Annotated in this window: 25 protein-coding genes; 16 read left to right on the plus strand and 9 right to left on the minus strand. The window is 29.9% G+C overall.

Annotated elements, in window-relative coordinates:
- Positions 1 to 33 precede the first annotated feature (33 nt).
- From argB to WHD07_RS03990, 4 genes are all read left to right on the plus strand, one after another.
- Positions 34 to 810 carry an acetylglutamate kinase gene (gene argB / locus WHD07_RS03975; RefSeq protein WP_343330153.1) on the plus strand — a complete coding sequence of 259 codons (777 nt, stop codon included), beginning with the start codon at positions 34 to 36 and terminating at the stop codon, positions 808 to 810.
- Position 811: 1 nt separating this feature from the next.
- Positions 812 to 1,879: a M20 family metallo-hydrolase gene (locus tag WHD07_RS03980; RefSeq protein ID WP_343330154.1), complete on the plus strand. Its 1,068-nt coding sequence runs from the start codon at positions 812 to 814 to the stop codon at positions 1,877 to 1,879.
- A gap of 185 nt (positions 1,880 to 2,064) precedes the next feature.
- Positions 2,065 to 3,342 (plus strand): argininosuccinate lyase, encoded by a 1,278-nt coding sequence (argH, locus tag WHD07_RS03985; protein WP_343330155.1) that lies wholly within the window; start codon positions 2,065 to 2,067, stop codon positions 3,340 to 3,342.
- A gap of 6 nt (positions 3,343 to 3,348) precedes the next feature.
- Positions 3,349 to 4,293: an alpha/beta hydrolase gene (locus tag WHD07_RS03990; protein ID WP_343330156.1), complete on the plus strand. Its 945-nt coding sequence runs from the start codon at positions 3,349 to 3,351 to the stop codon at positions 4,291 to 4,293.
- Positions 4,294 to 4,372: 79 nt separating this feature from the next.
- Here WHD07_RS03990 and WHD07_RS03995 read toward each other — a convergent pair whose 3' ends face one another.
- The gene (locus WHD07_RS03995; protein WP_343330157.1) at positions 4,373 to 4,969 is read right to left on the minus strand and encodes a hypothetical protein; all 597 of its coding nucleotides are present in this window, start codon (positions 4,967 to 4,969) and stop codon (positions 4,373 to 4,375) included.
- Positions 4,970 to 4,974: 5 nt separating this feature from the next.
- Positions 4,975 to 5,760 (minus strand): metallophosphoesterase, encoded by a 786-nt coding sequence (locus tag WHD07_RS04000; protein ID WP_343330158.1) that lies wholly within the window; start codon positions 5,758 to 5,760, stop codon positions 4,975 to 4,977.
- Between the two features lie 348 nt (positions 5,761 to 6,108).
- Between WHD07_RS04000 and WHD07_RS04005 the strand changes: the two genes are divergently transcribed.
- The 4 genes from WHD07_RS04005 (at position 6,109) to WHD07_RS04020 (ending at position 9,998) form a co-directional block, all read left to right on the plus strand.
- Positions 6,109 to 6,726, plus strand: coding sequence for a GDSL-type esterase/lipase family protein (locus tag WHD07_RS04005; RefSeq protein WP_343330159.1), 618 nt, complete (start codon positions 6,109 to 6,111; stop codon positions 6,724 to 6,726).
- A gap of 33 nt (positions 6,727 to 6,759) precedes the next feature.
- Positions 6,760 to 7,488 (plus strand): esterase family protein, encoded by a 729-nt coding sequence (locus WHD07_RS04010; RefSeq protein WP_343330160.1) that lies wholly within the window; start codon positions 6,760 to 6,762, stop codon positions 7,486 to 7,488.
- A gap of 176 nt (positions 7,489 to 7,664) precedes the next feature.
- A complete protein-coding gene (gene mqo, locus WHD07_RS04015) occupies positions 7,665 to 9,020 on the plus strand; it encodes a malate dehydrogenase (quinone) (RefSeq protein WP_343330161.1) in 1,356 nt (451 codons plus the stop codon).
- A 9-nt stretch (positions 9,021 to 9,029) separates the two neighbouring features.
- Positions 9,030 to 9,998 carry a D-2-hydroxyacid dehydrogenase gene (locus WHD07_RS04020; RefSeq protein ID WP_343330162.1) on the plus strand — a complete coding sequence of 323 codons (969 nt, stop codon included), beginning with the start codon at positions 9,030 to 9,032 and terminating at the stop codon, positions 9,996 to 9,998.
- A gap of 15 nt (positions 9,999 to 10,013) precedes the next feature.
- On the opposite strand, the gene WHD07_RS04025 is transcribed toward WHD07_RS04020, so the two are convergent.
- The 5 genes from WHD07_RS04025 to WHD07_RS04045 all read right to left on the minus strand — a co-directional run bounded on the left by WHD07_RS04025 (position 10,014) and on the right by WHD07_RS04045 (position 14,504).
- Positions 10,014 to 10,694, minus strand: coding sequence for a lycopene cyclase domain-containing protein (locus WHD07_RS04025; protein ID WP_343330163.1), 681 nt, complete (start codon positions 10,692 to 10,694; stop codon positions 10,014 to 10,016).
- Positions 10,694 to 11,143: a sterol desaturase family protein gene (locus tag WHD07_RS04030; protein ID WP_105049053.1), complete on the minus strand. Its 450-nt coding sequence runs from the start codon at positions 11,141 to 11,143 to the stop codon at positions 10,694 to 10,696. Before WHD07_RS04030 ends, WHD07_RS04025 begins: the two co-directional genes overlap by 1 nt.
- Positions 11,144 to 11,237: 94 nt before the next feature.
- Positions 11,238 to 12,080, minus strand: coding sequence for a phytoene/squalene synthase family protein (locus tag WHD07_RS04035; protein WP_343330164.1), 843 nt, complete (start codon positions 12,078 to 12,080; stop codon positions 11,238 to 11,240).
- 2 nt (positions 12,081 to 12,082) lie between these two features.
- Positions 12,083 to 13,549: a phytoene desaturase family protein gene (locus WHD07_RS04040; RefSeq protein ID WP_343330165.1), complete on the minus strand. Its 1,467-nt coding sequence runs from the start codon at positions 13,547 to 13,549 to the stop codon at positions 12,083 to 12,085.
- Between the two features lie 61 nt (positions 13,550 to 13,610).
- Positions 13,611 to 14,504, minus strand: coding sequence for a MerR family transcriptional regulator (locus tag WHD07_RS04045; protein WP_343330166.1), 894 nt, complete (start codon positions 14,502 to 14,504; stop codon positions 13,611 to 13,613).
- A 119-nt stretch (positions 14,505 to 14,623) separates the two neighbouring features.
- Between WHD07_RS04045 and WHD07_RS04050 the strand changes: the two genes are divergently transcribed.
- The 3 genes from WHD07_RS04050 to WHD07_RS04060 are packed head-to-tail and all read left to right on the plus strand — an operon-like array spanning position 14,624 to position 16,231.
- Positions 14,624 to 15,118, plus strand: a complete 495-nt coding sequence (locus WHD07_RS04050; RefSeq protein WP_343330167.1) for an RNA polymerase sigma factor — start codon at positions 14,624 to 14,626, stop codon at positions 15,116 to 15,118.
- Positions 15,119 to 15,122: 4 nt separating this feature from the next.
- Entirely contained in the window at positions 15,123 to 15,737 is a 615-nt protein-coding gene (locus tag WHD07_RS04055; protein ID WP_343330168.1) for a hypothetical protein, read from the plus strand.
- Positions 15,738 to 15,745: 8 nt separating this feature from the next.
- Positions 15,746 to 16,231, plus strand: coding sequence for a hypothetical protein (locus WHD07_RS04060; protein ID WP_146105269.1), 486 nt, complete (start codon positions 15,746 to 15,748; stop codon positions 16,229 to 16,231).
- Here WHD07_RS04060 and WHD07_RS04065 read toward each other — a convergent pair.
- Positions 16,228 to 17,247, minus strand: a complete 1,020-nt coding sequence (locus WHD07_RS04065; protein ID WP_343330169.1) for a GntG family PLP-dependent aldolase — start codon at positions 17,245 to 17,247, stop codon at positions 16,228 to 16,230. The two genes, WHD07_RS04060 and WHD07_RS04065, sit on opposite strands and share 4 nt — an antisense overlap.
- Before the next feature lie 84 nt (positions 17,248 to 17,331).
- Here WHD07_RS04065 and WHD07_RS04070 point away from each other — a divergent pair, with 84 nt between their 5' ends.
- From WHD07_RS04070 to WHD07_RS04085, 4 genes are all read left to right on the plus strand, one after another.
- Complete coding sequence (locus tag WHD07_RS04070) at positions 17,332 to 19,794, plus strand: hypothetical protein (protein ID WP_343330170.1); 2,463 nt, start codon at positions 17,332 to 17,334, stop codon at positions 19,792 to 19,794.
- Between the two features lie 68 nt (positions 19,795 to 19,862).
- The gene (gene prfB / locus WHD07_RS04075) at positions 19,863 to 20,957 is read left to right on the plus strand and encodes a peptide chain release factor 2 (RefSeq protein WP_343330171.1); all 1,095 of its coding nucleotides are present in this window, start codon (positions 19,863 to 19,865) and stop codon (positions 20,955 to 20,957) included.
- Positions 20,958 to 21,087: 130 nt separating this feature from the next.
- Positions 21,088 to 21,429 carry an arsenate reductase (glutaredoxin) gene (gene arsC / locus WHD07_RS04080; RefSeq protein ID WP_343330172.1) on the plus strand — a complete coding sequence of 114 codons (342 nt, stop codon included), beginning with the start codon at positions 21,088 to 21,090 and terminating at the stop codon, positions 21,427 to 21,429.
- A 207-nt stretch (positions 21,430 to 21,636) separates the two neighbouring features.
- Entirely contained in the window at positions 21,637 to 24,096 is a 2,460-nt protein-coding gene (locus WHD07_RS04085) for a TonB-dependent receptor domain-containing protein (RefSeq protein ID WP_343330173.1), read from the plus strand.
- A gap of 298 nt (positions 24,097 to 24,394) precedes the next feature.
- Here WHD07_RS04085 and WHD07_RS04090 read toward each other — a convergent pair whose 3' ends face one another.
- Entirely contained in the window at positions 24,395 to 24,568 is a 174-nt protein-coding gene (locus tag WHD07_RS04090; RefSeq protein WP_170062895.1) for a hypothetical protein, read from the minus strand.
- A gap of 161 nt (positions 24,569 to 24,729) precedes the next feature.
- Between WHD07_RS04090 and fumC the strand changes: the two genes are divergently transcribed.
- A complete protein-coding gene (fumC, locus tag WHD07_RS04095; protein WP_105049065.1) occupies positions 24,730 to 26,127 on the plus strand; it encodes a class II fumarate hydratase in 1,398 nt (465 codons plus the stop codon).
- The last annotated feature ends 89 nt before the right edge of the window (positions 26,128 to 26,216 follow it).

Raw genomic sequence — 26,216 nt, forward strand, 5'->3', positions numbered from 1 at the left:
TCATTCTTCCTCGCAATGACAGAAAAACAAAAAATGGAAAAACTATCAATCATAAAAATTGGAGGAAACATTATAGAAGATGAAACTTCTTTACATGCTTTTCTAAAATTATTTTCTAATTTAGAAGGGAACAAAATTTTAGTTCATGGAGGCGGAAAACGCGCTACTCATGTTGCTTCTAAATTAGGCATCGAGTCTAAAATGGTAAATGGTAGACGTATTACTGATGCAGAAACTTTAGAAGTAATTACCATGGTTTATGGTGGTTTGGTTAACAAAAATATAGTTGCTAAATTACAGGCTTTACAAATAGATGCCATTGGTTTAACAGGTGCAGATATTAACAGCATACAATCAGAAAAACGACCTATAAAAGAAGTAGATTTTGGTTTTGTGGGTGATGTAAAAAAAGTAGCTTCTAATGCTATTGATAAATTAATAAAAGCCAATTTTACACCTGTATTTTGCGCTATTACGCACGATGGTAGCGGTCAGTTACTAAATACAAATGCAGATACAATTGCAAGTACCATTGCAGTAGGAATGAGTAAAATCTATGAAACATCCATTTATTATTGTTTTGAATTGAATGGTGTTTTAAAAGATTTTAATGATAAAAATTCGGTAGTCAAATACATCAACACAAACACCTATAAAGAGTTGTTAAAAGATGAAATTATTACCGACGGAATGATTCCTAAAATAGATAATTGCTTTGATGCTTTAAACAACGGAGTAGCTAGAGTACATATAGGAAACACATCTATGTTGACAAAAGAAAACGATAATTTTACAACCATTACATTATAAAATGAGGATCGAAAAATTAACAGAAAACGCAATTTCTCTTTTAAAGAATTTGATTGAAACCCAATCTTTTTCTACAGAAGAGCACAATACAGCCAAACTTATAGAAGGATGGTTTATAGAAAATGAAATTCCGTTTAAAAGAACAAAAAATAATATTTGGGCAACCAACAAACATTTTGATGAAAGCAAACCAACCTTATTGCTAAACTCTCATCATGATACAGTTCACCCAAACTCTGCGTATACAAAAGATCCTTTAAAAGCGATTGTAGAAGACGGAAAATTATACGGTTTAGGTTCTAATGATGCCGGTGGATGTTTGGTTTCCTTAATAGCAACTTTTACTAATTTTTACGCACAAGAAAACTTAAAATACAACTTGGTTATTGTAGCTTCTGCAGAAGAAGAAAACAGCGGACCAGATGGATTAAATAGTATGTTAGCCATCATTCCGGATATTGATGTAGCCATTGTTGGCGAACCTACATTAATGAATTTAGCAGTTGCAGAAAAAGGATTAGTAGTTTTTGATGCCGTTGTAGAAGGAACTCCAAGTCATGCTGCGCACCCAAATAACAACAATGCTATTTATAATACAATTGAAGTATTACAATGGTTTAAAGATTTTAAATTTGAGAAACCTTCAGTTGCTTTAGGCGATGTAAAAATGACGGTTACTCAAATTAATGCAGGAAAACAACACAATGTTGTTCCTGCTCATGTAGATTTAGTTGTTGATGTTCGTGTAAACGATGCATATTCTAATAAAGAAATTGCTGATATTTTACAAGAAAAATCGCCTTGTACAAAAATTACACCTAGAAGTTTACGCTTAAACTCCTCTTCTATTTCTACCAATCACGATCTAGTAAAAGCAGGTATTGCCATGGGAAGAGCAACTTATGGTTCTCCTACTTTATCTGATCAATCTGTTTTAAGTTGCCAATCTTTAAAATTAGGCCCGGGAGACAGTACACGTTCTCATTCTGCCGATGAATTTATATATTTGTCTGAAATTGAAGAAGGAATTAAAATATATGTAGAATTGTTAAATCGTGTAATAGTTTAAACAATTCTGTCATTCCTGCGAAGGCAGGAATCCATAGAGCAATAAGAACTAAAAATAGATTCCTGCCTAGCTAGGAATGATAAAAAAGGAATTAAATAAAAGTCAAAACGAGTCATAATTAAGTTATCTCTTTATTAATAATGAGATTGCTTCGTTCCTCGCAATGACAACAAAATATAGAAATTATGAAGTTGTGGGATAAAGGATTTTCAATAGATCAACAAATAGAAAAATTTACGGTAGGTAATGATAGAGAAATTGACATGCATATTGCCAAATATGATGTTCAGGCTTCTTTAGCTCATGCCATAATGCTAGAATCAATTGGTATTATTACTGCGGATGAACTAAAAGATTTAAAGAGAGGATTAGAAGAATTAGCAGCTGATATTGAAAACGGCACTTTCATAATAGAAGCTTCTTTTGAAGATGTACACTCTAAGATTGAATGGGAATTAACCAATAAATTAGGAGAAGTCGGTAAGAAAATTCATACTGCACGTTCTAGAAACGATCAAGTTTTAGTTGCTTTACAATTATATTATAAAGAGAATTTATCAATTATAAATGATAAAACTAAAACACTTTTTGATACACTTTTAAACCTTGCAGAAACACACAAAGAAAGCTTATTACCTGGTTATACACATTTACAAGTTGCAATGCCATCATCTTTTGGGTTATGGTTTTCTGCTTATGCAGAATTGTTAATTGATGATGTGTATATGCTAAATGCTGTTTCTAAAGTTGTAGATCAAAATCCTTTAGGTTCTGCTGCAGGTTACGGAAGTTCTTTTCCTATAGACAGAGAACTAACTACAAAAGAATTAGAATTTGCAACCTTAAAATACAATGTTGTGGCAGCACAATTAAGTAGAGGAAAAAGCGAACGTTCTATAGCTTCTGCTTTAGGTGGTTTATGTAACACTATGTCTCGTTTTGCAATGGATGTTTGTTTGTTTATGAGTCAGAATTTTAGTTTTATATCTTTTCCTGATGAATTAACTACAGGAAGTAGCATTATGCCACACAAGAAAAACCCAGATGTGTTTGAATTGATTCGTGGAAAATGTAATAAAATACAGGCATTACAAACAGAAATGATTTTAATTACCAACAATTTACCAACGGGTTATCACAGAGATTATCAATTATTAAAAGAAAATATTATCAATGCTTTTGAAGATGTTAAAGATATTTTAGACATCTTTAATTACTCTATTCAGCAAGTAATTGTAAAAGATATCGATTTAGATGATGAAAAATATCAATATTTATTTACGGTTGATAGCATTAATAATTTAGTGGTAGAAGGCATGTCTTTTAGAGAAGCATATCAAAAAATTGGTGGACAAGTACAAGCAGGAACTTACAAACCTGATTTAGGAAAACAACATACTCATGTTGGAAGTATACATAATTTATCTTTGGATAAAATTGCCGAAAAATACCCTAAACAATAACTATAAATGAAAAAGCACCTCTTATTTTTTTTAGTCCTATTTGCTATCTATAATTCTTTTTCACAAAGTGAAATTGTAGAAATTTGGGATGTTGTTCCCAATAGTAAAACGACCGAAGAACAAGAGGTGATTACCTTAGACCCTATCAAAAAAATATCTTTAGTAAAAACACCTACTTTAGAAATATACTTACCATCAAAAAGAAACAGGCAAGACAAATCTGTCATCATTTTTCCTGGAGGTGGTTATAGTTCTTTAGCATATGATTGGGAAGGGTCTGATATTGCCAAATGGTTTAATAGTAAAGGAATAACAGCATTTATATTAAAATACAGATTACCAAATCCAGAATTGCAAATAACACAACACAATGCGCCTTTACAAGATGCACAAAGAGCAATAAGATGGGTACGAATAAATGCTAAAAAATGGAATATTAGTCCTAATAAAATTGGTATAATTGGTTTTTCTGCAGGCGGACATTTAGCCTCTACCTTAGGAACTCAATTTAATACTCCAAATAATTTTAAAGAACAGGCTTTAGACACCATTTCTGCAAGGCCAAATTTTATGGCTTTGATTTATCCTGTAGTTACTATGCAAGATAATTATACGCACAAGGGTTCTAGAAATAAATTATTAGGCAAAAACCCTACTATTCTATTAAAGGATACATATTCCAATGAATTAAATGTAACCAAAAATACACCACCTACATTTTTAGTACATTCAGTTGATGATTCTGCTGTACCTGTAGAAAATAGTTTAAACTTGTATAAAGCACTTAAGGATAACAATATTAATGTAGAAATGCATCTTTATCCGTATGGAAAACATGGCTATTCTTTAGCTCTTAATAAAGGATATTTACAAAAATGGCCAGATCGCTTATATGATTGGTTAGACAATTTATCTTTAGATAAAACGGAAGAAAGACAACCTAAGAAATAGATTTAAATATATATTTAAAAAGGCCAAATTCATAATGAATTTGGCCTTTTTATTTTATGAACGTCTTTTATTCTATCTATTAAAAATAAAAATTGACTCCAATAGACGTACTAAAAACGTCTACCAAATCAACTTCTTTAGTTGCTAGTGCATACCAAAGATACGTTTCTACTGTACCTAGTTCTGCATAAAAATCTACTCCTTTAAATAATTTTGACTTCTTAAAATCTTTATGAAGCATAACACCTCCAAACAAGGTAAAATGAATCGCAGTAGGAACATAATATCCTTCAGGATATTTTTTAGGAAGCGTTGTAAATGACGTAGTACCAATATCTAAAGTTGTAGCAATACCAGCTATTGGAGTTAACGTTAAGTTATCACCAATTTTTTTTCTAAAAAGAGGAAACGTATTTTTAATTGTAATTAAATGTATGTCATCTGCTTTAGAGGCAGATTTTGGTACAAAACCGTACAACAATTCAGTATATAAAACTTTATCAAATAATTGATAACCAGCTCCCACAGAAAAAAGACCAATGTTTCCAGCAAATTGTGCTTTTACATAATCTGGTACATACCAAGATTTTTCTTTAACGATACTTTCTTCTTGAGCATAAATATTGCTAAACAATAACAAAGTTATTGCTATTACTAATATATTTTTAATTTTCATTTATTTTATAATTCTATCAATTCTACACTAAAATCTTTTTCCTTTGCAGTTACTATACTGTATGCTTTCTTTTTAACAGTTGGCGCAGTTAAATAACTTACTTCTCCTTCTTCATACAGATAAGTGTGTGTATGGCCATGTATAGATAGCGGAACTTTGTATTCTTCCATTAAAGATCTGTACTTTTCTTCTAACTCATCATCAAATTGATCTCCGTAAGGTGGAATATGAGCAATAACAAATACCTGATTAAAACTGGTGTTATCTTTTAATTCTGATGTAAGCCACTCAAAATCTAACTCCTTATGATTTTCCCAAACGGTATCATCAAAAAGGACAAATTTGTTATTATTAAATTCAAAAGAATAATTATAATCCCCAAACATTTGTTTATAGATAACTTCTCCGTTATTATTATAATCATGATTTCCAATAACTGTTACATAAGGTTTCTTTAATTTCGACATAATATCATGAAAAATCTCGTATTCTCTTAATAATGCTTGATCTGCAATATCTCCTCCAAAAACTACAAATAAAACATCATCTCTTTTGTTGATGTCATCAATTACTGTAGCAAGTTGATCGTAATAATAATGTACATCAGAAATAAATGCAAATTTAAATTCTGCAGAATTTACAGTAACATTTTTAAGTAATTTTAAGTTTTTTTCAGTCGTGTTTTTTTGATCAGATTTTACATTCGCTTCATAAACACTAAATTCAAAAGGATGGTCACAAGTTGTAAAAAACAATACAAAACTCAGTATTGCTATTCTTAAATATTTCATTTTTTTCTATATGTTTATACAAATTTATTCATTGTATAGACGATAAAAAAATAGGTACTTACAATAATAAAAAAAAAGAATTTTAAAACTAGTTTTTAACCTTTTCATCCTAAAATAAAAAACGGCTTACATACTGTTTTTAAAAGCTTTACGAGCTCTATATCAAAATAAAAAAAATGAAATTTATCTTCATAAAATATTTCTATTTTTAATAATAAAATCAAATCAATTATCTCGTTAAAAGTTAGAAAAAGACTACTTCCATCCTTATTATTTTTCATCATTTTACCTAGTATTTAATATATATCTTTTATATTGAGCAATTAACCCCTTAAAAATAATGTATTTATGTTTTGGTTTCATTCAGATTTAGAGCGATTAGAAAATCAAATTCAGAATTTAGACTATAAACCTAGAATGATTTTTTATGGTAGTTCTACAATTACCTTATGGAACGAATTAACCACAATTTTTAAGGAACATCATCCTGTAAACTTAGGTTTTGGAGGAGCAACTTTAGCTGCATGCACCTGGTTTTTTGATCGTATTTTTAAAAACATAGAAGAAATAGATGCTATTATAATTTATGCAGGAGATAATGATTTAGGAGAAGGCAGACATCCAGAAGAGGTACTGCTCTACTTAGAAAACTTATTATTAAAAATTAGAACAAAATACGGAAACGTTAAATGCACATGCATTTCTATAAAACCGAGTGTTGCTCGTAATCATTTATTAGAAAGTATTCATTTTACCAATAAAAATACCGAAAGATTAATGTCTAAAGATGATAATTTTCATTTTGTAAATATTTATGATGACCTATTAGATAGAAATGGAAAAGCTAATGGTAAATACTTTAAAGAAGATGGATTACATTTTAACTCCCAAGGCTATCAAATACTAACAAAATCACTTCTTAGAAATCCAAAAATATTTCCTATAAAAATTCTCCAAAAAGGATAAGAAAAGCTTACTTTAATAGAAAAATTATTTTTCATGAAAAGAGAATATCATAAATGGTATAGTCCTAATCTTGAAAAAGAAATGGAACTTCTTGTATTTGGAGATTCAGGTACAAAAGTGTTATTTTTCCCTCCAAGAATGGGACGCTTTTTTGATTATGAAAACTGGAAAATTATTGCCGCTTTAGAACAAAAAATCAACAACGGAAAATTACAAGTTTTTTGTGTAGATAGTGTAGATTTAGAATCTTTTTATAATAGTTTTAAAGACCCAGGATATCGTATATATAGACATATCCAATACGAAAATTATGTTATTGATGAAGTCTTACCACTTGCCAATTCAATTAACCCTAGTAAAAATGTTACTTCTGCAGGTTGTAGTTTAGGAGCCTATCATGCTGTTAACATTGCCATGCGTCACCCTAATTTATTTACCAAAGTTGTTGGAATGAGTGGGCGTTATGATTTAACAAAATCTAGCGGTTACTTTAACGATTTGTTTAACGGTTTTCATAATGATTTTGTTTATTTTAATATGCCTAATCAATATTTAAAAAACTTAAAAGATTCTTTTTTAATTGAACAATTAAGTAAAATGGATATTATTTTAGCAATCGGAAAAAAAGACTCTTTTTTAGAAAGCAACTTAAAATTATCTAATATTTTAAAGGAAAAAGAAATACCTCATCAATTATTTGAATGGTATGAAGAAGCACACAGAGCTAGGTATTGGAGAAAAATGGTAGATATCTATTTTTAAAAAAAAACTTATTTTTTAAAATTGTAAATAAAAAAAACTTATCAATACTAAAAAACGGTTTATATTTCTTTGCGTATTTACTAATTTACATATACAAAAATTGCTAAAATAGCATACCAAATCCGTTTAAAATAAATTCATAAACGGCTACCTTTGTGCTCTTAAAAAATAAAAAAATGCCCAAAATTGTATCTGTAAAACATTCAGAATTTGTGCTTATCGGAGGAGGAATAATGACTGCTACATTAGCCATAATGTTGTATGAAAAATTTCCCGGAAAAAAAATAACCATTATAGAAAAGTTACCTACAATGGCAGAAGAAAGTTCTGAAGCTTGGAACAATGCAGGTACAGGACATGCTGGAAATTGTGAACTAAACTATACACCTGAAAAGAAAGGAATTATAAATATTGATAAAGCAATTAGTATCTCTGAACAATTTACAGAAACCTACAACTTTTGGAAAGATTGTGCAGAAAAAGGGTACATTAGAAATTTATCAAAATGTATTAGTGAAGTACCGCATCTTAGTTTTGTGAGAGGAAAAAAAGATGTTGCCTTTTTAGAAAAGCGCTATAACATAATGAGTAAAGAACCTCATTTTAAGGGCATGCTTTTTTCTAAAGATAACGAACAAGTAAAAGAATGGCTTCCTTTAATGATGGAAGGGCGTTCTAACAAAGAAGAAGTTGCTGCCACTTATATTGAAAAAGGATATGATGTAAATTTTGGTGAAATAGCAGAACAACTATTTCGTTTCTTAAAAAAACAAACCAATGTTGCATTATTAAATCATAGCAATGTTTACAATATTCAAAAATCAAAAAGAAACAATTGGGTTGTAAGTATAAAAGGACAAAATGTTGGTAAACATTGGATGTTGGCTTCTAATTACCTTTTTATAGGTGCAGGAGGCGGAACATTACCTTTACTAGAAAAAGCAAACATAAAGGAATCTAAAGGTTATGGAGGTTTCCCTATTAGTGGTCTTTGGTTACGCTGTACCAATCCAGAAATTATAGAAAGACACAACGCTAAAGCTTATGGTAAAGCTGGTCGTGGTGCACCACCAATGTCTGTACCTCACATGGATTCTAGAATGATAAACGGACGTAAAGAATTATTATTTGGTCCTTTTGCTGGTTTTACTACCAAATTCTTAAAACATGGTTCTATGTTCGATTTACCTAAATCTGTAGAATTTGATAATATTATGAGTCTTTTAGGTGCCGGTTACCAAAACTTACCGCTTGTAAAATATCTAATTAAACAAGTACGTTTATCTTTTAAAGATAGAATGAATGAGTTAAGAGAGTTCTATCCAGAAGCAGATAATGACGATTGGAAAGTAGTGGTTGCAGGTCAGCGTGTTCAAATTATTAAACGTAACAAAAAAGGGTTTGGAAAACTAGAATTCGGTACAGAAATTATTGTCTCTGAAGATAAAACCATAGCAGCTCTTTTAGGCGCGTCTCCTGGTGCTTCTACCTCGTATTCTGTGATGAAAGAAGTTTTTGAAAAGTGTTTTTAAAATTAAAGTATGATGAATTTAGTAGTTTTAGATGGATTTACACTAAACCCAGGCGACTTAAGTTGGGACGGATTAAAACAGTTTGGAGATTTAAAAGTTTATGATAGAACAGCTTTTGATACCGAAACAATAGTTAAATATATAGGTAATGCAACCGTTGTATTTACTAATAAAACTCCGTTAACAAAAAGTGTACTAGAAAAAATACCTACTCTTAAATATATTGGTGTTTTAGCAACTGGTTATAATGTAGTTGATGTTGAATACGCAAAAGAACAGGGAATTACAGTAACAAATATCCCTGCGTATAGCACCCGCTCAGTAGCTCAATTTACAATAGGCTTATTGCTAGAAATGTGCCATAATATTGGAAAACATAATGCTGCTGTTCAAAATGGAGAGTGGTTAACTAGTCTTGATTTTACATTTAGCAAATCTCCGTTAATAGAATTAGTTGGAAAAACAATTGGTATTATTGGTTTTGGAGAAATAGGACAAGCAACCGCTAAATTAGCAGCAGCCTTTGGATTAAATATTTTGGTACATAGTAGAACTAAATATCCAGAATTAGAAACTGAAACTTGCCAATATGTCTCTTTAGAGACTTTGTTTAAAAAAGCAGATATTATCAGTTTACATTGTCCGCTTACAGAAAGTACCACAGGAATTATCAATAAAACAACTATTGATAAAATGAAAGATGGTGTATTTATAATTAATACTTCTAGAGGAGGATTAATTATAGAAGAAGATCTTAGAGATGCTCTGAATTCAGGTAAAGTAGCAAGTGCAGCGGTAGACGTAATTTCTACAGAACCTATGTTAGCTAATAATCCTTTATTAAATGCAAAGAACTGCATTATAACACCTCATATTGCTTGGGCTCCAAAAGAAGCGCGTACTCGCTTAATGCAAACTGCGGTTAATAATTTAGATGCTTTTATTAATGGAAATCCTATCAATGTAATAAACGCTTAGAAGAATTCTTTTTTCTTAAACTTTTTTCTTGAATTTTTCAATCAATAAAACATTACCAAAAATCATCGTAAAAGCATAGCCTACATCTTCAATAGGTATTGTTAATAAGCGGATCCCTAAGTTTTCTGCATCGTTATACCAAACGATTGGCTCTGCAATTCCTGTTCCCGTTAAAACTCCGTTTACCATAAAAAACGGAATTAAAATAATAAGGAATGAGATATAAAACCGTTGTAAGTCTTTAATTCCGAAGAAAAAACCAATTAAGAGTACTAAAACCAGAAAAGTGTAATTTACAAAAGTATAGGCTTTATCTGTATTCATAAAAATTACAGGAAGCAATATCACCATAAAAAATATTGTAATCAACTTTGTAATCTTTTCTGAAATAACCAAATTAGGTTTAAAATATTCTAAAGAATAATGAATAAATATACTTGCATACGGAATGCATATAAAAAACATCCACTCATCAATAGGCATTCCAAAAAGCAAGAAATTTAAATGATAATCTGGGTTAAACCCCCAAACTCCATTAGCTGTAAAAATTGCATCCCAAATTAAAAAAACAATTGAAACAAGTGTTAACGAAAGAAAAACTGCTTTCCAATGTTTTATAAATCGCATTTTTTTCTCGAAAGAATATAAAAGCGGAATACTAATAGAACCGAGATTTAAAAGCAGATATAGATACACTAAATTTTTGGTTTTTTAAAATATTTAAACGGAACAAACAACATTCCGAAACACTCCCCTTCTTCTTTACCCAAATGTTTGTGATGAATTTTGTGTGCCTTACGTAATCCTTTTAAATACCGATTATTGGTCTGTTTAAACCATTTAAAACGCTGATGAATTAATACATCATGCACTAAAAAATAGGCAATACCATAAAACAGAATTCCTAGTCCAATAAAAAATAAGAAAGTGTATTCTGTGTAGGTACCAAAATAAAAAAGTAAAATACTTGGTATGGCAAAAACAACAAAAAAAGCATCGTTTTTTTCAAAAATTCCGTTGTATTTTGGTTGATGATGATCTTCGTGTAAATACCACCCAAAGCCATGCATTACAAATTTATGCGTACACCAAGTTACACATTCCATTAGTAAAAAAACAGCCAATGTTATTAATATGTATATCATTATATTTTAATGTCTGGTCGATCGCAGTCGAGACCTAATTAATAATATCCTCTTTTCTAAATAACCTCTCAACTGCGCTCGAGGGGATATTTAACTATATAATATTTAATTTATATTTTACATAACTCCTTGCCAATAAGTTAATTTTCATTGGATCAGAAATTCTAATTCGAGTATCCATAATTTTTTCTGATGGAACTTTCTTTAGTTTTTTTAACAACCTTTTGTAATATCTATAAGCCATATATACCCCAAACTTTGCTTCCACAGGCAATTTAAGAATACCGTTTTGGTAAGCAAAATCAAAATCAGCTTCAATTTCATCAATAATAAGTGCTTTAGAAGTTGCATCTAATTCTCCTAAATTGATATTCGGAAAATAAGAACGATTTAATACTTCAAAATCATCTTTTAAATCACGTAAAAAGTTCACTTTTTGAAAAGCAGAACCTAATCGCATTGCCGCATCTTTTAATTCTTCAAACCTTTTATCATCACCATCCACAAAAACTTTTAAGCACATTAAACCAACAACATCTGCAGATCCATAAATATAGGCATCGTATTCTTCTTTGGTTTCATACTCTGTTTTAAATAAATCGGCTTTCATACTTTTTAAAAAAGCTTGCACCATTTCATCCGGAATTTTATATTTATTTACGGTATGCTGAAAGGAGTTTAAAATAGGATTTAAACTTATACCATGTTCTTTTGCAAGATAATAATCTCTTTCAAAATGAGCCATTAATACTTCCTTATCATAGTCATGAAAAGTATCTACAATTTCATCAGCAAAACGAACAAACCCATAAATATTATAAATATCAGTTCTAATTTTTGGAGACAACATATTTACTGCCAACGAAAAAGAAGTACTGTATTTTTTTGTAACCAACTTGCTACAATCATTAGAAACACTGTCAAATAACTCTTTCATAATTATTGCTGATTTTTAAAAATTAATTCTGATGCAATTTTACCTGATATTAAAGCCGGAGGTACACCTGGTCCGGGAACTGTTAATTGACCAGTAAAATACAAATTATTTATTTTACTGCTTTTTATTTTTGGTCTTAGAAAAGCAGTTTGTAAAAGAGTGTTTGCCATTCCGTATGCATTTCCTTTATAAGAATTGTATTCACTTTTAAAATCATTTACACAAAATGACCTTTTAAACAACACGTGCTTTTTTACTTCTTGATTTGTTAATTTCTCAAAACGATCCATAATTTTATGAAAATACGCTTCTCTTAAAACCTCTGTATCTTTAATGCCAGGAGCTAAAGGAATCAAGAAAAAACCAGCTTCTTTTCCTGCTGGTGCAGAAGTTGTATCTGTAATGGATGTAAAGTTTGCATAAAAAAGTGGATCTGATGGCCATTGCGGATCATCATAAATTTCTTTTGCATGCGCATCAAAATCTGTATCAAAAAACAACGTATGATGACTTACGTTTTCAATTTTTTTATCAAAACCAACATAAAATAATAAAGAAGACGGAGCAAATGTTTTTTTGTCCCAATACCCTTCCGAATATTGCCTAACAGATGCATCTAACAACGTTTCTGTATGATGATAATCTGCACCACTTAAAACCAAATCTGTTTTTATTTCTTTTCCATTAACTAACAAACCGGTTACATTTTTAGAGGTATCGGTTATAATTTTATCAACATTTGCATTGGTAATAAATGTAACACCTAAACTTTCTGCTAAAGAAACCATTCCTTCAATCACTTTATACATTCCACCTCTTGGATGCCATGTACCAAGTCCAAAATCGGCATAATTCATAAAATTGTAAAATGCAGGTGTATTGCTTGGTTTTGCCCCTAAAAACAACACAGGAAATTCTAATATTTTAATTAGTTTGGTACTCTTTATGTTTTTACGCACCTGTTTTCTTATGGTTGAAAAAAACTGAGTAACCCTTGCAATCGTTGTAGTATTTACCAACTCTAAAGGAGAAACACCAGGTTGATACACCAAATCTTTTATAGCAGTATCATAATTAGATTTTGCAGAATCTAAAAAGGTTTTTAAATGTTTGGCACTTCCTTTTTCTTCGCTTTCAAAAAGGTCATAAATTTCTTTTAATTCACTAGAAATTTTAACGGATGATTTTTCACCAAAATAAACTTCATAACCAGGGTTTAACTTATCTAGAATGTAGTAATCAGAAGGTTTTTTATCAAAATCCCCAAAAAAACGTTCAAAAACATCTGGCATCCAGTACCAAGAAGGTCCCAAATCAAAAGTAAAACCGTCTTTTTTATATTGTCTAGCTCTACCTCCTAACGTATCATTTTTTTCTAAAACAGTAACTTCATATCCTGCTTTTGCTAAATAGCAAGAAGCTGATAAAGCAGAGAACCCAGAACCAATTATATAAATTTTCTTTTTCATTCTTTATTTTGTTTAACAAAAGTACAAAATTATTAAACACAAAATTAAAAAAGAATAAAATTTACAAGACTTTTAACAAATCAATTATAGAATCATGTAATTGAATTCTTGAATTTAACGTAAGGTGTTTTACTTTTTCTACTTTATTACCTGTTGCAATAAATGTATGATTTGTTGGTGTAATTAAATCATTAATTTCTTTAAAATATTCTTCAATTTTATCATCATACGGTTTTATTGTTAAAGATGTTATAAAAGAAATTTCACTTTTACTCTCTAAGAAATAGTTTAAATTATTTAATGGTAAACTTTGCCCTAAATAAATAGTATGAAACCCTCTTAAAACTAACTCATAATTTAAATATAAAAGCCCTAATTCATGAATTTCATTTTCTGGCAAAAACAATACATACGTTCTAGACGTATTAGAAATATTAAATTGAATTTCTTCTATCTTAAGAAGAATTTTTTGAGAAATTAAATTAGAAATAAAATGCTCATTGGCAGGATTTAAAGTATCAGTTTGCCATAATAGACCTATTTGATTTAAAAAAGGTATAAACACCTCTTTAAAAATTTCTCTAAAGGTCTTTTTTTGTAATAGCTTATTATAAGTATTGTTAAATAACTGTTTATCAAACTGAAACATGGATAACTTTAAAGCATTAATTGCCTCATCATTAACAGAAATAGTAAGAGCCAATTCTCTAGATTGCAAAATGAGTTCTTCATCAGACATTTTAGCAATCTTAGAAATCTTAAAATTATGATTGTTTAATAAAACAATATTTAAAAGTTTCTGTAAGTTTTCATTAGAATATAAACGAATGTTGGTTTCGGTTCTTTTTGGCTGTAAAAGATTATACCTCTTTTCCCAAATACGAATGGTATGTGCTTTAATTCCTGAAATATTCTCAAGGTCTTTAATTGTAAAATCTTGCTTAATATTGTTCAATACATTTGATTTTTAGTTCAACAAATTTAAAGAAAAAATAAAGAATAAAATTTATTTTATTAAAAATGTAACAAATGATACTTTTACACTACTAATAAATAACTAACTAGCTTACACAGGTGCAAAAAGATTTAGAAAAGATTTTTTTAGAGGTCTTTGAAAAAAATCAAAATATAGCACATAAAATTTGTAGAGTTTATACTACAAATCAAAGTGCACATAATGATTTGTTTCAAGAGATAACAATTCAACTTTGGAAAAATTATCCAAAGTTTAGAGGAGATTCTAAGTTTAGTACTTGGATGTATAGAGTAGCTTTAAACACAGCAATTTCGCTGTATAGAAAATCAACAAGAACCGTTAAAACCCAAGATATAACTGATTTTGCTTATAAAATTAAAGCAACGGATTATGATGATACAGAAGAAGTACAATTAAAGGCTTTGTATAAAGCGATTCATCAATTAAATGATATTGACAAAGCATTGATATTCTTATACCTTGAAGACAAACCTTACAAGGAAATCTCTGAAACACTAGGAATATCTTCTGTAAATGCAAGAGTGAAAATGAACAGAGCAAAAGAAAAATTAAAAAACATTTTAAACCCATAATAACATGGATTTATTAGAAAAATATAAAAATACTTGGAAAAATCAACCAGAAGAAGGAAATAAATTTTCTTCTGTTGAGATTTACAAAATGGCACAATCGAAGTCGTCTTCTATTGTAAAATGGATCTTTATAATTGGTATACTAGAGTTTGTTGTATTAAATTCTTTATACTTTTTTATAGACCCAGAAGAAGCCTACGCCGAATACGAAAAAATCGGATTAATGGGTTTTGTTTATTATTCTCAAGTTTTGTTCTATTTAATACTGTTCTACTTTTTAGTACTATTCTATAAAAATTACAAGAATATTTCTACCACAGATTCTACGAAAAAGTTGATGAAAAAGATTATTAGAACTAGAAAAACTGTAAGATATTATGTACTATTTAACCTTATTTTCATCGCTTTAATGATGATGATTATAATGGTAGCAGAAATAAACTTTAAAATAGAAGAGTTAAATACCAAACAAATAATTCAAATAATTCTTCTATCATTAGTTGTTATTTTAGTCTTTTTAGGTACTTTATATTTGTTCTATCAATTACTTTATGGAATATTATTAAAAAAATTGAAAAGAAATTATAAAGAATTGGCTAAATTAGATGAGACTAATTAATTTAAATTATGAAAAAGTATTTCCTTATTTTATTTTTAAGCTGCTCTTTTACCATGTTTTCTCAAGAAAAAAAAGTTGATTTCTGGGATCATGTACAATTTGGTGGTGGTTTAAGTATGAGTTTTGGATCTCAAACCACCATTGGTGTTTCTCCAAGTGCTATTTATAATTTTGACAATGGTTTTGCTTTAGGTACAGGTTTAACCTACGTTTATAGCAAGTTTGATGATACTAAAACAAATGTTTATGGTGCTAGTATTATTTCTTTATATCAAATACCAAACATAAATATTCAACTTTCTGGAGAATACGAACACTCTTTTGCCAAACAAACATCTAATTTAGGTACTATAAGCACAAATTTCCCTGCTTTATATCTTGGAGTTGCCTACAACAATGGTAGGTTTGCTGTTGGTATAAGATATGATGTTTTGTATGATGACAGAAGCGTTTATTCTTCTGCCGTATCACCAATTGTTCGTTTTTATTTTTAGAAGTTTTTCAACTCCTTTAAAAGAACTTCATGCATTTTATCTGTATAATCTAAATGCGTTACAATTCTTATTTTTCCTTGCCCCATTGGGGTTAAAAGTATGTTTTTTTCTTTTAATGTATTTATAAAATTTTCATCCCCTATTTTTTCATCAACATAAAAGATAACAATATTGGTTTCTATGTTTTCTACTTTTGTTACATACGAAGCTGCTTCTAAAACAGCACCTATTTCTTGTGCCTTTTTATGATCTTCTGCTAATCTATCTACATGATTGTCTAGTGCATAAATTCCTGCTGCAGCTAAAAAACCAACTTGTCTCATTGCGCCTCCAAATAGCTTTCTAATTCGCAAAGCTTTTGCAATATGTGCTTTAGACCCCAATAAAACAGAACCAATTGGCGCACCTAATCCTTTAGATAAACAAATAGAAATGGTATCAAATAATGCTCCGTATTGTTTCGGGTTTTCATTTTTAACCACCATTGCATTAAACAAACGTGCACCGTCTAAATGAAAAGCTAAATTATTTTCTTTAGAAACTTTCTGTAACTTTTCTAATTCAGAAAAATCCCAACAAGCTCCTCCTCCTTTATTTGTAGTGTTTTCTATACAGACTAAACTAGCAAATGGAGTATGAATACCAAATCCTTCTAAAACAGCTTCTTGTAGTTGTTCTGCTGTAAACATTCCTCTATTTCCATCAATTAACTTGCAAGTAACACCAGAGTTAAATGCTGCTCCACCTCCTTCATAATTATATACGTGTGCATATTTATCACAAATTAACTTATCTCCGGGTTGTGTATGTAGTTTTATAGCTGCCTGATTTGCCATGGTTCCTGATGGAAAAAATAATGCATCTTCCATTCCAAACAATTCTGCCATTTTTTCTTGCAACTCATTAGTTGTTGGGTCCATTTTAAAAACATCATCACCAACGTTAGCATTCATCATTGCTGCCAACATTCCTTTTGTTGGCTTGGTAACTGTATCTGAAATTAAGTCTATTATCATCTTTTATATCTATGGTATAAAAATACTTTAATTTTTAAAATTATAATGAAAAATGAAGTATTTTAGGTTTTTAAATTCAAATTGATGAAAAAATATTTTTTTCTTGTTTTTGCACTTCTTGTTTTTGCTTCTTTTATTGGTATACAAGAAAAATACTTTACACAATTAGTGAAAGAAAAAGCAGAAAATTATGCTTTGGTTAATTATCCAGAAAAAGTATATGTACATACAGACAAACCTTATTATACGCTAGGTGATAATATTTGGTTTTCTGCATATTTAGTAAATGGCGTTACGCATACAAAATCTAAAAAAAGTAATTTATTATATGCAGAATTCATAAACGATAAAGACAGTATACTAATTCAGGAAAAGCTTTTTATGAATGATGTAAATACTGCCGGAAATTTTAAAATATCAAAAAATTTAGCACCAGGAAAATATCTAATTAGAGCATATACGAATTATATGAGAAATGAAAATCCTGAATATTTTTTTCAGAAAGAAATTTCTATTTTATCGCTTGATGCTAAAAAACCGATTGTTAAAACAAGTCAAGTACTTACAACAGAAAATAAAACAAAGCCTTTTAAACCTACTTTAAATTTTTATCCTGAAGGAGGTTATTTAATTAACAACTTAAAAAATGTAGTTAGCATAAAATTAAAAGAACCTTTTTTTGATGATGTGCCTATAAGAATTTCAATCTTAGATAATAAAAATCAATTTATTACAGATTTTACCAGTACCAAATTCGGTTTAGGCCTCTTTTATCTTCAACCAGAACAAGACAAAACCTATTATGCACTTGTAAACATAGAAGGGAATGAATACAAATACCAACTACCTAAATCTTTAGAAAAAGGGTATACTTTAAATACCCTAAACAACGGAAAAGACTTGCTAATTAATTTACAATCAAACTTAAAACAAGGCCTTTTTGGCACTTCATTAGTTATTCATCAAAGAGGTAAATTAATTTATAATGCTACTCAGACTGCAGAAAAACTAAATCAAAACCTAAAGATTAAAAATGATGATCTAAAAAACGGAGTTCTACACATCACCCTTTTTAACCCTGATAAAAAACCTGTTTGTGAAAGGTTGGTATATATTAACAATCCTAACAACAATGCAACGATTAACATAACTAAACCAAAAGATTATTATGGTAGTCGAAAAGAAGTTACGTTAAACTTAAATGTAAAAGATAAAGACCAACAAAATTTAGTTAGTAATTTATCTATGAGTGTTTTAGACTTAAACGCCTATCCAGAAAACACTAAAGAAGAAAACATTAAAACATGGCTATTATTAAATTCTGATTTAAGAGGAAAAATAAAAAACCCAGGATATTTCTTTGAAAAAGAAAACGATAGAGAACGTACCTATTTACTAGATTTAGTAATGAGAACAAATGGTTGGAGACGTTTTACATGGCAAAAGTTATTATACGAGGCAAAAACTAAACCTGAGTTTGAAATAGAAAAAGGAATCACAATTTCTGGAAAAACACTAGCTATGAAATCTCCTTATGGCATAAAATCTGTACCAACAAGATTTACTTTTTTCGGTAAACAAGTTGTACAAGAACCAATTCAAAAATCTAACATAAAAGGAGAATTTAGTTACGGACCTTATATCTTTTTTGATAGTATCCCAGTTCTTTTAGAAGCTAGATTAACCGATTTTAAATCGCAAGAAACAAGAGATAGAAAAGTATTAATTATTCAAGATAAAGATAAAAAAAGCCCTAAAGTTTTAAGAGATACTCTTTCTAAAAATCTAAATAAAGGTGCAGACGTTACTTCTTTTTTAAATTACGAAAAATATTTAAAAGAACTAGATGATGCTTTTAAACAACAGCAATATGTTTTAGATGAAATTGTAATAAGTACAACACTTAAAGATGAAGAAAGTAAAAGAAATGCAGAAATGGATGCTAGAACTTCTTACGGAGGTTCTTTTAGAAGATTTGATGCTACAGAAAATGCTTTTGGCACTACTGCCCTAGAATTATTATATAATCTGCAAGGAGTTACTATCCAACAAGACTCTGTTTACGTAAGAAACTTTGGAAACACTACAATTCCTTTAATTTTGCTTGATGAAATGCCTATAGAAGTTACAGATTTAAGTGCAATACCTGCAAGCAACATTTCTTTTATAGATTTACTTGTAGGTATAGAAGCGTCCATGTTTACAAGTAGTGGCGCAGTAGTTTCTATCTATTCTAAATCTGGAAATGGTTTCAATTTAAGTAAGAATATAAAAAGAAAACCAGGAATTATAGATTTTAAAGCTGTTGGTTTTTATACTGCTAAAGAATTTTATGCCCCAGACCACATCAACGGAATTGAAGAACAAACCAAAGCCGATATTAGAACAACTTTACATTGGGTCCCAAAAATAAAAACGAAAACAACCGAAGACGTTTCTATCAAGTTTTTTACATCAGACTCCAAAAGTAATTATTTAATTCAGGTAGAAGGAATTACAGAAAACGGAACCCCTGTTTACGGAACAAGTAAAATTATTGTAGAATAAAAAATCATAAAAATCAGTGAGTTTTTAAAACAAAAAGTCTTAAAATTTCGTTTATTTTTGTTCAACCTATGATTACACAAGAACAACTTAAAGATATTGCTACAAGAATAGAAAAATTAAAGTCTTATTTAGAGATTGATAAAAAACTAATTGAAATTGCCAACGAAGAAGAAAAAACGGCAAATCCAGATTTTTGGAACAATCCTAAAGAAGCAGAAATTTTAATGAAAGAGCTGCGTTTCAAAAAAAAATGGGTAGACGATTATCATAAAACCATCACCTTAAATGAAGATTTAAATGTCTTATACGAATTCTATAAAGAAGGAGAAGTTGCAGAAGATGAAGTTGAAGATCAATTTGAAAAAACAAGTACTTTTTTAGAAGACCTAGAGTTTAGAAATATGCTTTCAGACGAAGGAGATGCTCTTTCTGCAACCATACAAATTAATGCTGGAGCCGGCGGAACAGAAAGTTGCGATTGGGTAGAAATGCTGTCTAGAATGTACACCATGTGGGCAGAAAAGCAAGGCTTTAAACTAAAAACACTCAACTACCAAGCAGGCGATGTTGTAGGTATTAAAACCATTACCATAGAAATTGAAGGAGATTATGCTTTTGGATGGCTAAAAGGAGAAAATGGCGTACACAGATTGGTACGTATTTCACCTTTCGATTCTAACGGAAAACGCCACACAACCTTTGGTTCTGTTTATGTTTTTCCGGTGGCAGATGATTCTATAGAAATTGAGGTAAACCCTGCAGATATAGAAATTGTAACTGCGCGTTCTAGTGGTGCTGGTGGACAAAATGTAAATAAAGTAGAAACAAAAGTTCAGTTAACACACAAACCAACCGGAATTCAAATTTCTTGTTCTAACTCACGTTCTCAGCACGACAATAGAGCAACTGCAATGAAAATGCTAAAATCTCAATTATATGAAATCGAATTGCAAAAACAACAAGCTGCAAGGGATGAAATTGAGTCGGGAAAATTAAAAAACGAATGGGGAAGCCAAATTAGAAACTACGTAATGCATCCATATAAATTGGTAAAAGATGTAAGAACCGCTCATGAAACCGGTAACGTAGACAATGTAATGAATGGAGATATAAACCCATTTTTAAAAGCGTATTTAATGCTAAATGGACAAAAAAGTGAGTAATTTTTTTATAAATTAAATAAGAAGCTATTTCCTGCTTTCCATTATATCTTTTTGTAAAAACAAAAAGGATGTCATTTCAATCAGGGCTAAACCTATTTGCCAACAAATAGCAAAACTAAAAACATTCAGTATGATAAAAATATACCACAACCCACGTTGCTCTAAATCTAGACAAGGTATAGAAATTCTAGAAAACTCAAAAAAAGAATTCGAAGTTGTTAAATACCTAGAAGAAATTCCATCAGAAAAAGAACTTACAGAAATCATTAAATTATTAGGCATTGCCCCTATTCAATTAGTTCGTAAAACAGAAAAAATATGGAAAGAAGAATTTAAAGGAAAAGAATTATCTGACACTGATATTATTAAAGCAATGATAGAAAATCCTAAATTAATAGAACGCCCAATTGTTATCAATGGCAATAAAGCTGTTATAGGACGACCTACAGAAACAATTTTAGATATTATTTAAAATTCACATCCTATTTAATCTATTTTAAAATTCTGCAAGACTTGTTTATTTTCAACCTTGCAGTTTTTTTTTAACACCTCTCTAGTCAAAATATAAGAGCCTAAAAATTGGGAATTCAAAAAAAGCTTTTAACGTTTTTTTAACTACATCTAGTTAAACTTAAAAAGACCTTTGCCGTCTTAAATAAATAACGATTTAAAGACCCAAATGAAAAAAACTACACTCTTATTACTTTGCTTATTCACATCAACATTTTTATTAGCCCAATCTCCACCTCTAAAAGGAATTACCATTACAGGTAAAGTGGTTGATGCTAATTCTAACCAACCTTTAGAATATGCAACAGTTGTTTTAAAAAACACAAAAACACAAAAAATTACTGGAGGAATTACAGATGATAAAGGTCTTTTTAAAGTGCAAACATCCAAAGGAACCTACCAAATAAGTGTAGAATTTATTTCTTTTAAAACAATAAATTTTCCTGTTCAAGAAATTTTAGCAAATAAAAAATTAGGAATCATTAAACTAAAGGAAGACGCAAGTAGTTTAGATGAAGTAGTTGTAATTGCAGAAAAATCTACTGTAGACATCCGATTAGATAAAAAAATATACAATGTTGGTAAAGACATGACTGTTAAAGGTGGTACAGCATCTGATGTTTTAGACAATGTACCCTCTGTAGATGTAGATCCAGAAGGAGTTGTTAGTTTAAGAGGTAGCGAAAACGTACGTATTTTAATAGATGGAAAACCCTCTGCTTTAGTTGGTTTATCTGGTGCCGATGCTTTAAAACAACTACCATCAGATGCTATAGAAAGAGTAGAAGTTATTACCTCTCCTTCTGCAAGATATGACTCTGAAGGAACTGCAGGTATTTTAAACATTATTTTAAGAAAAGGTAAAGCTTCTGGCTTTAATGGTTCTGTAAATGTTACTGTGGGTGATCCAAAAAACTATCAAACAGCAGTAAACTTAAATTTACGTACAGAAAAAATAAATCTATTTACAAATTTAGGCTATAGTGATAATGGAAGCCCTGGTGTATATGACTCTGATGTTACGTATTTATCTAACGGCGCTATAGATAGTGTTAGAATAGAAAACAGAGACAACGATAGAAGTAGAAAAGGCTTTAATGCTAATTTTGGTTTAGAATATTATTTGAACAAAAAAAGTTCTATTACAGGTACTATATTTGTAAGAGATTCTGATGGTAAAAATATTTCTTACAATAATATTAGTTCTTTTGATAATGCCAATACAAATTTATACAACTCTACACGTATACAAGATGAAGGAGAAACCGATGAAACATTGCAATTCTCTTTAAACTATGTAAATAACTTTAATGAAAACGGACATAAATTAACGTTAGACTTGCAACACAGTGCCAATAAAGAAAACGAATCTGCAATTATTACAGATATAAACCCAGAAACCAATGCTACCAATGAGCTATCTATAGACAATTTAGTACAAGCAGATTATGTACTACCAATAGGTAAAAACGCTCAATTTGAAGCAGGTTATCGAGGTAGTTTTCAAGATTTAACATCAGACTATTTAGTGGTAGCTCCCAATTTAGACCCAGTGTACAACCCGTCTAACAACTTAGAATTTACACAAAACGTAAATGCTTTTTACACACAATTTGGTAGTAAAATAAATAAATTTTCTTACTTATTAGGTATACGTACAGAAATTACAAACATTGATATTAAACTTCTTAATACCAATGAAAATTACAATAAAAAGTATACCGACTTTTTTCCAACAGTAAATTTTGGTTACGAATTAACAGAAAACCAAAGCTTTACTTTAGGATACAGTAAAAGACTTAGAAGACCACATTCTAGATATTTAAACCCTTTTGAAAGTAGAGAAAGTGAAGTAATTTTCTCTAAAGGAAACGTAAACTTAGACCCAACCTATACAAACTCTTTTGATTTAGGATATTTAAATAAATTTGGTAAAGTAACCCTAAATTCATCTATCTATTACCAACACTCTACCAACAATATTGCACGTGTTAACAGCCAAGAAACTAGATTTGTAAATGGTAAAGAAACCAATGTTTTGGTAAGACAACCTATTAATTTAGCGTCAGAAGAAAGAGCTGGTTTTGAGTTTACAGCAAATTACAACGCAAGTAAAAAAGTACGTTTTTCTGGTAGTTTTAACTTTTATCAGTTTGAAACAGAAGGAGAATACACTTATAATGTAACAGATTTAAACACCAATGCTGTTACTCCAGTTACACAAAATTTCGATACCAAAAACAATTCTTGGTTTACACGTTTCGATGCTAAAATTACACTTCCTTGGGATATTCAATCGCAAACAAGAGTATTTTACCGAGGCCCTAAAGATGATGCACAAAGTGATGTTAAAGGAATTTTATCTGCCAATTTAGCTTTTAGTAAAGACATCTTAAAAGATAAAGCAACGTTGGTACTTAATGTTAGCGACCTTTTTAATACTAGAAAGTACCAAGTTACAGGTTATGCTCCAAGCAGAGAAAACCCAACAAATATTACAGATCAAACTTTTCAACGAAGAATGCGTCAAGTATCTTTAAACTTTACGTACAGATTTAACCAAAATAAAAATCAAAGAGATAGAAAATCTGGTGGAAACAGAGAAGATGACGGCGGAGAAGAATTTTAAATTCATCTTTTGGACGTTTTAACAGGCTTAGAATTTATATTGAGAGAAATCTAAATATTATATCTTTTTTATAAAAAAGGATGCCATTTCAATCCCTAACGCAACCATGTGCAATCGTTTGGTAACAACTTACAAATGATGTACAAATAGGCTCGCGTTAGGGATTGTAGCGTTTGTTTGAGCTCTTTTTTATTTTTCTTAAAAAAAGCGAGTGCGAAAAGCCCGACCCTCGTGGTAACGCACAAAAAAACTCGTTCAATTAACTGAACGAGTTTTTTAAATTATATGTTTTATAAGACTACTTTCCTTCTGCAGCCTTTCTTGCTTCTTTTTTTAACTTCAAATTTTCCCAGATGGTTCCACCAATCCAATAAGGAACCACAAATGTTAATAAGAATATTAACAACCAAAAACCAGCTGTAAAAATAAACATGAATAAAACCAATCCTGAAAATTCTGAAAAATCTAACATTTGTATCTGTTTGTAAAATTATTATTGCAAAAATAATACTTATTTTGAAAAAACCCTCATCAAAAAAATATTTTTTTTACTTATCTAAAAATGACATTTATCAAGTTTATGTAATCATACTTTTTTGTAAATTTGTTTGATCTAAAATATACATCATAATTATGAAATATAGAATTGAAAAAGACACTATGGGACAAGTAAATGTTCCTGCAGACAAATATTGGGGTGCACAAACAGAACGCTCTAGAAACAACTTTAAAATTGGTGTTTCTGGTTCTATGCCACTAGAAATTGTTTATGGTTTTGCATATTTAAAAAAAGCAGCTGCCTACACAAATGAAGAATTAGGTGTTTTAACAACAGAAAAAAGAGATTTAATTGCACAAGTTTGTGATGAAATTTTAGAAGGTAAATTAGACGATCAATTTCCTTTAGTAATTTGGCAAACAGGTTCTGGTACACAATCTAACATGAATGTGAACGAAGTTATTGCTAACAGAGCGCAAGAAATTGCAGGAAGAGTAATTGGCGAAGGAGAAAAAGTGATTCAACCAAATGATGATGTAAACAAATCGCAATCATCTAACGATACGTTTCCTACAGGAATGCACATTGCAGCTTACAAAAAAATTGTAGAAACTACCATACCTGGTATTACACAATTAAGAGATACTTTAAAAGCAAAATCTGAAGCTTTTAAAGATGTTGTAAAAATTGGTAGAACGCATTTAATGGATGCTACTCCACTTACTTTAGGTCAGGAATTTTCTGGTTATGTTGCTCAATTAAACTTTGGTTTAAAAGCTTTAAATAATACTTTAGAGCATTTATCTCAATTAGCTTTAGGAGGTACTGCAGTGGGTACAGGAATGAACACTCCAGCAGGTTACGATGTATTGGTTGCAAAATATATTGCAGATTTTACAGAAATGCCTTTTATTACTGCAGAAAATAAATACGAAGCTTTAGCAGCACACGATGCTTTAGTAGAAACTCATGGTGCTTTAAAACAAATTGCAGTTTCTTTAAATAAAATTGCAAACGATATTAGAATGATGGCATCTGGACCAAGATCTGGTATTGGAGAAATTATTATTCCTGCAAACGAACCAGGATCTTCTATTATGCCAGGTAAAGTAAATCCTACACAGTGTGAAGCTATGACAATGGTTGCTGCACAAGTTATGGGTAATGATGTTGCTGTAACTATTGGTGGTGCTCAAGGGCATTATGAATTAAATGTTTTTAAACCTGTTATGGCTGCAAACGTTTTACAATCTGCTCAATTAATTGGTGATGTTTGTAAATCTTTTGATGTAAATTGTGCAGCTGGTATAGAACCTAACCACGAAAGAATTAATGAATTGGTTAATAATTCTTTAATGTTAGTTACTGCTTTAAATACTAAAATTGGGTATTATAAATCTGCAGAAATTGCAAATACTGCGCATGCAAACGGAACAACTTTAAAAGAAGAAGCGGTACGTTTAGGCTACGTAACACCAGAACAATATGACGAATGGGTAAAACCAGAAGAAATGACGGGTAGTTTAAAATAAAAATATTAATTTTACACTCTCTAAAAGCTGCATACATTATGCAGCTTTTTTTTGGCTAAAAAAAATAAAATCATAATAACAGATAATGA

The organism is Polaribacter staleyi (genome assembly GCF_038024045.1).
Taxonomy (GTDB): domain Bacteria; phylum Bacteroidota; class Bacteroidia; order Flavobacteriales; family Flavobacteriaceae; genus Polaribacter; species Polaribacter butkevichii.

Bases quoted from the DNA above. Each gene is read 5' to 3' on its own strand.
- WHD07_RS04055 (WP_343330168.1), top strand. From the start codon at position 15,123: ATGGATTTATTAGAAAAATATAAAAATACTTGGAAAAATCAACCAGAA.
- WHD07_RS03995 (WP_343330157.1), bottom strand. From the start codon at position 4,969: ATGAAAATTAAAAATATATTAGTAATAGCAATAACTTTGTTATTGTTT.
- WHD07_RS04035 (WP_343330164.1), bottom strand. From the start codon at position 12,080: ATGAAAGAGTTATTTGACAGTGTTTCTAATGATTGTAGCAAGTTGGTT.
- WHD07_RS04040 (WP_343330165.1), bottom strand. From the start codon at position 13,549: ATGAAAAAGAAAATTTATATAATTGGTTCTGGGTTCTCTGCTTTATCA.
- WHD07_RS04020 (WP_343330162.1), top strand. From the start codon at position 9,030: ATGATGAATTTAGTAGTTTTAGATGGATTTACACTAAACCCAGGCGAC.
- fumC (WP_105049065.1), top strand. From the start codon at position 24,730: ATGAAATATAGAATTGAAAAAGACACTATGGGACAAGTAAATGTTCCT.
- WHD07_RS04085 (WP_343330173.1), top strand. From the start codon at position 21,637: ATGAAAAAAACTACACTCTTATTACTTTGCTTATTCACATCAACATTT.
- arsC (WP_343330172.1), top strand. From the start codon at position 21,088: ATGATAAAAATATACCACAACCCACGTTGCTCTAAATCTAGACAAGGT.
- mqo (WP_343330161.1), top strand. From the start codon at position 7,665: ATGCCCAAAATTGTATCTGTAAAACATTCAGAATTTGTGCTTATCGGA.
- WHD07_RS04005 (WP_343330159.1), top strand. From the start codon at position 6,109: ATGTTTTGGTTTCATTCAGATTTAGAGCGATTAGAAAATCAAATTCAG.
- WHD07_RS04090 (WP_170062895.1), bottom strand. From the start codon at position 24,568: ATGTTAGATTTTTCAGAATTTTCAGGATTGGTTTTATTCATGTTTATT.
- argH (WP_343330155.1), top strand. From the start codon at position 2,065: ATGAAGTTGTGGGATAAAGGATTTTCAATAGATCAACAAATAGAAAAA.
- argB (WP_343330153.1), top strand. From the start codon at position 34: ATGGAAAAACTATCAATCATAAAAATTGGAGGAAACATTATAGAAGAT.
- WHD07_RS04030 (WP_105049053.1), bottom strand. From the start codon at position 11,143: ATGATATACATATTAATAACATTGGCTGTTTTTTTACTAATGGAATGT.
- WHD07_RS03990 (WP_343330156.1), top strand. From the start codon at position 3,349: ATGAAAAAGCACCTCTTATTTTTTTTAGTCCTATTTGCTATCTATAAT.
- WHD07_RS04065 (WP_343330169.1), bottom strand. From the start codon at position 17,247: ATGATAATAGACTTAATTTCAGATACAGTTACCAAGCCAACAAAAGGA.
- WHD07_RS04000 (WP_343330158.1), bottom strand. From the start codon at position 5,760: ATGAAATATTTAAGAATAGCAATACTGAGTTTTGTATTGTTTTTTACA.
- WHD07_RS04010 (WP_343330160.1), top strand. From the start codon at position 6,760: ATGAAAAGAGAATATCATAAATGGTATAGTCCTAATCTTGAAAAAGAA.
- WHD07_RS04060 (WP_146105269.1), top strand. From the start codon at position 15,746: ATGAAAAAGTATTTCCTTATTTTATTTTTAAGCTGCTCTTTTACCATG.
- prfB (WP_343330171.1), top strand. From the start codon at position 19,863: ATGATTACACAAGAACAACTTAAAGATATTGCTACAAGAATAGAAAAA.
- WHD07_RS04070 (WP_343330170.1), top strand. From the start codon at position 17,332: ATGAAAAAATATTTTTTTCTTGTTTTTGCACTTCTTGTTTTTGCTTCT.
- WHD07_RS03980 (WP_343330154.1), top strand. From the start codon at position 812: ATGAGGATCGAAAAATTAACAGAAAACGCAATTTCTCTTTTAAAGAAT.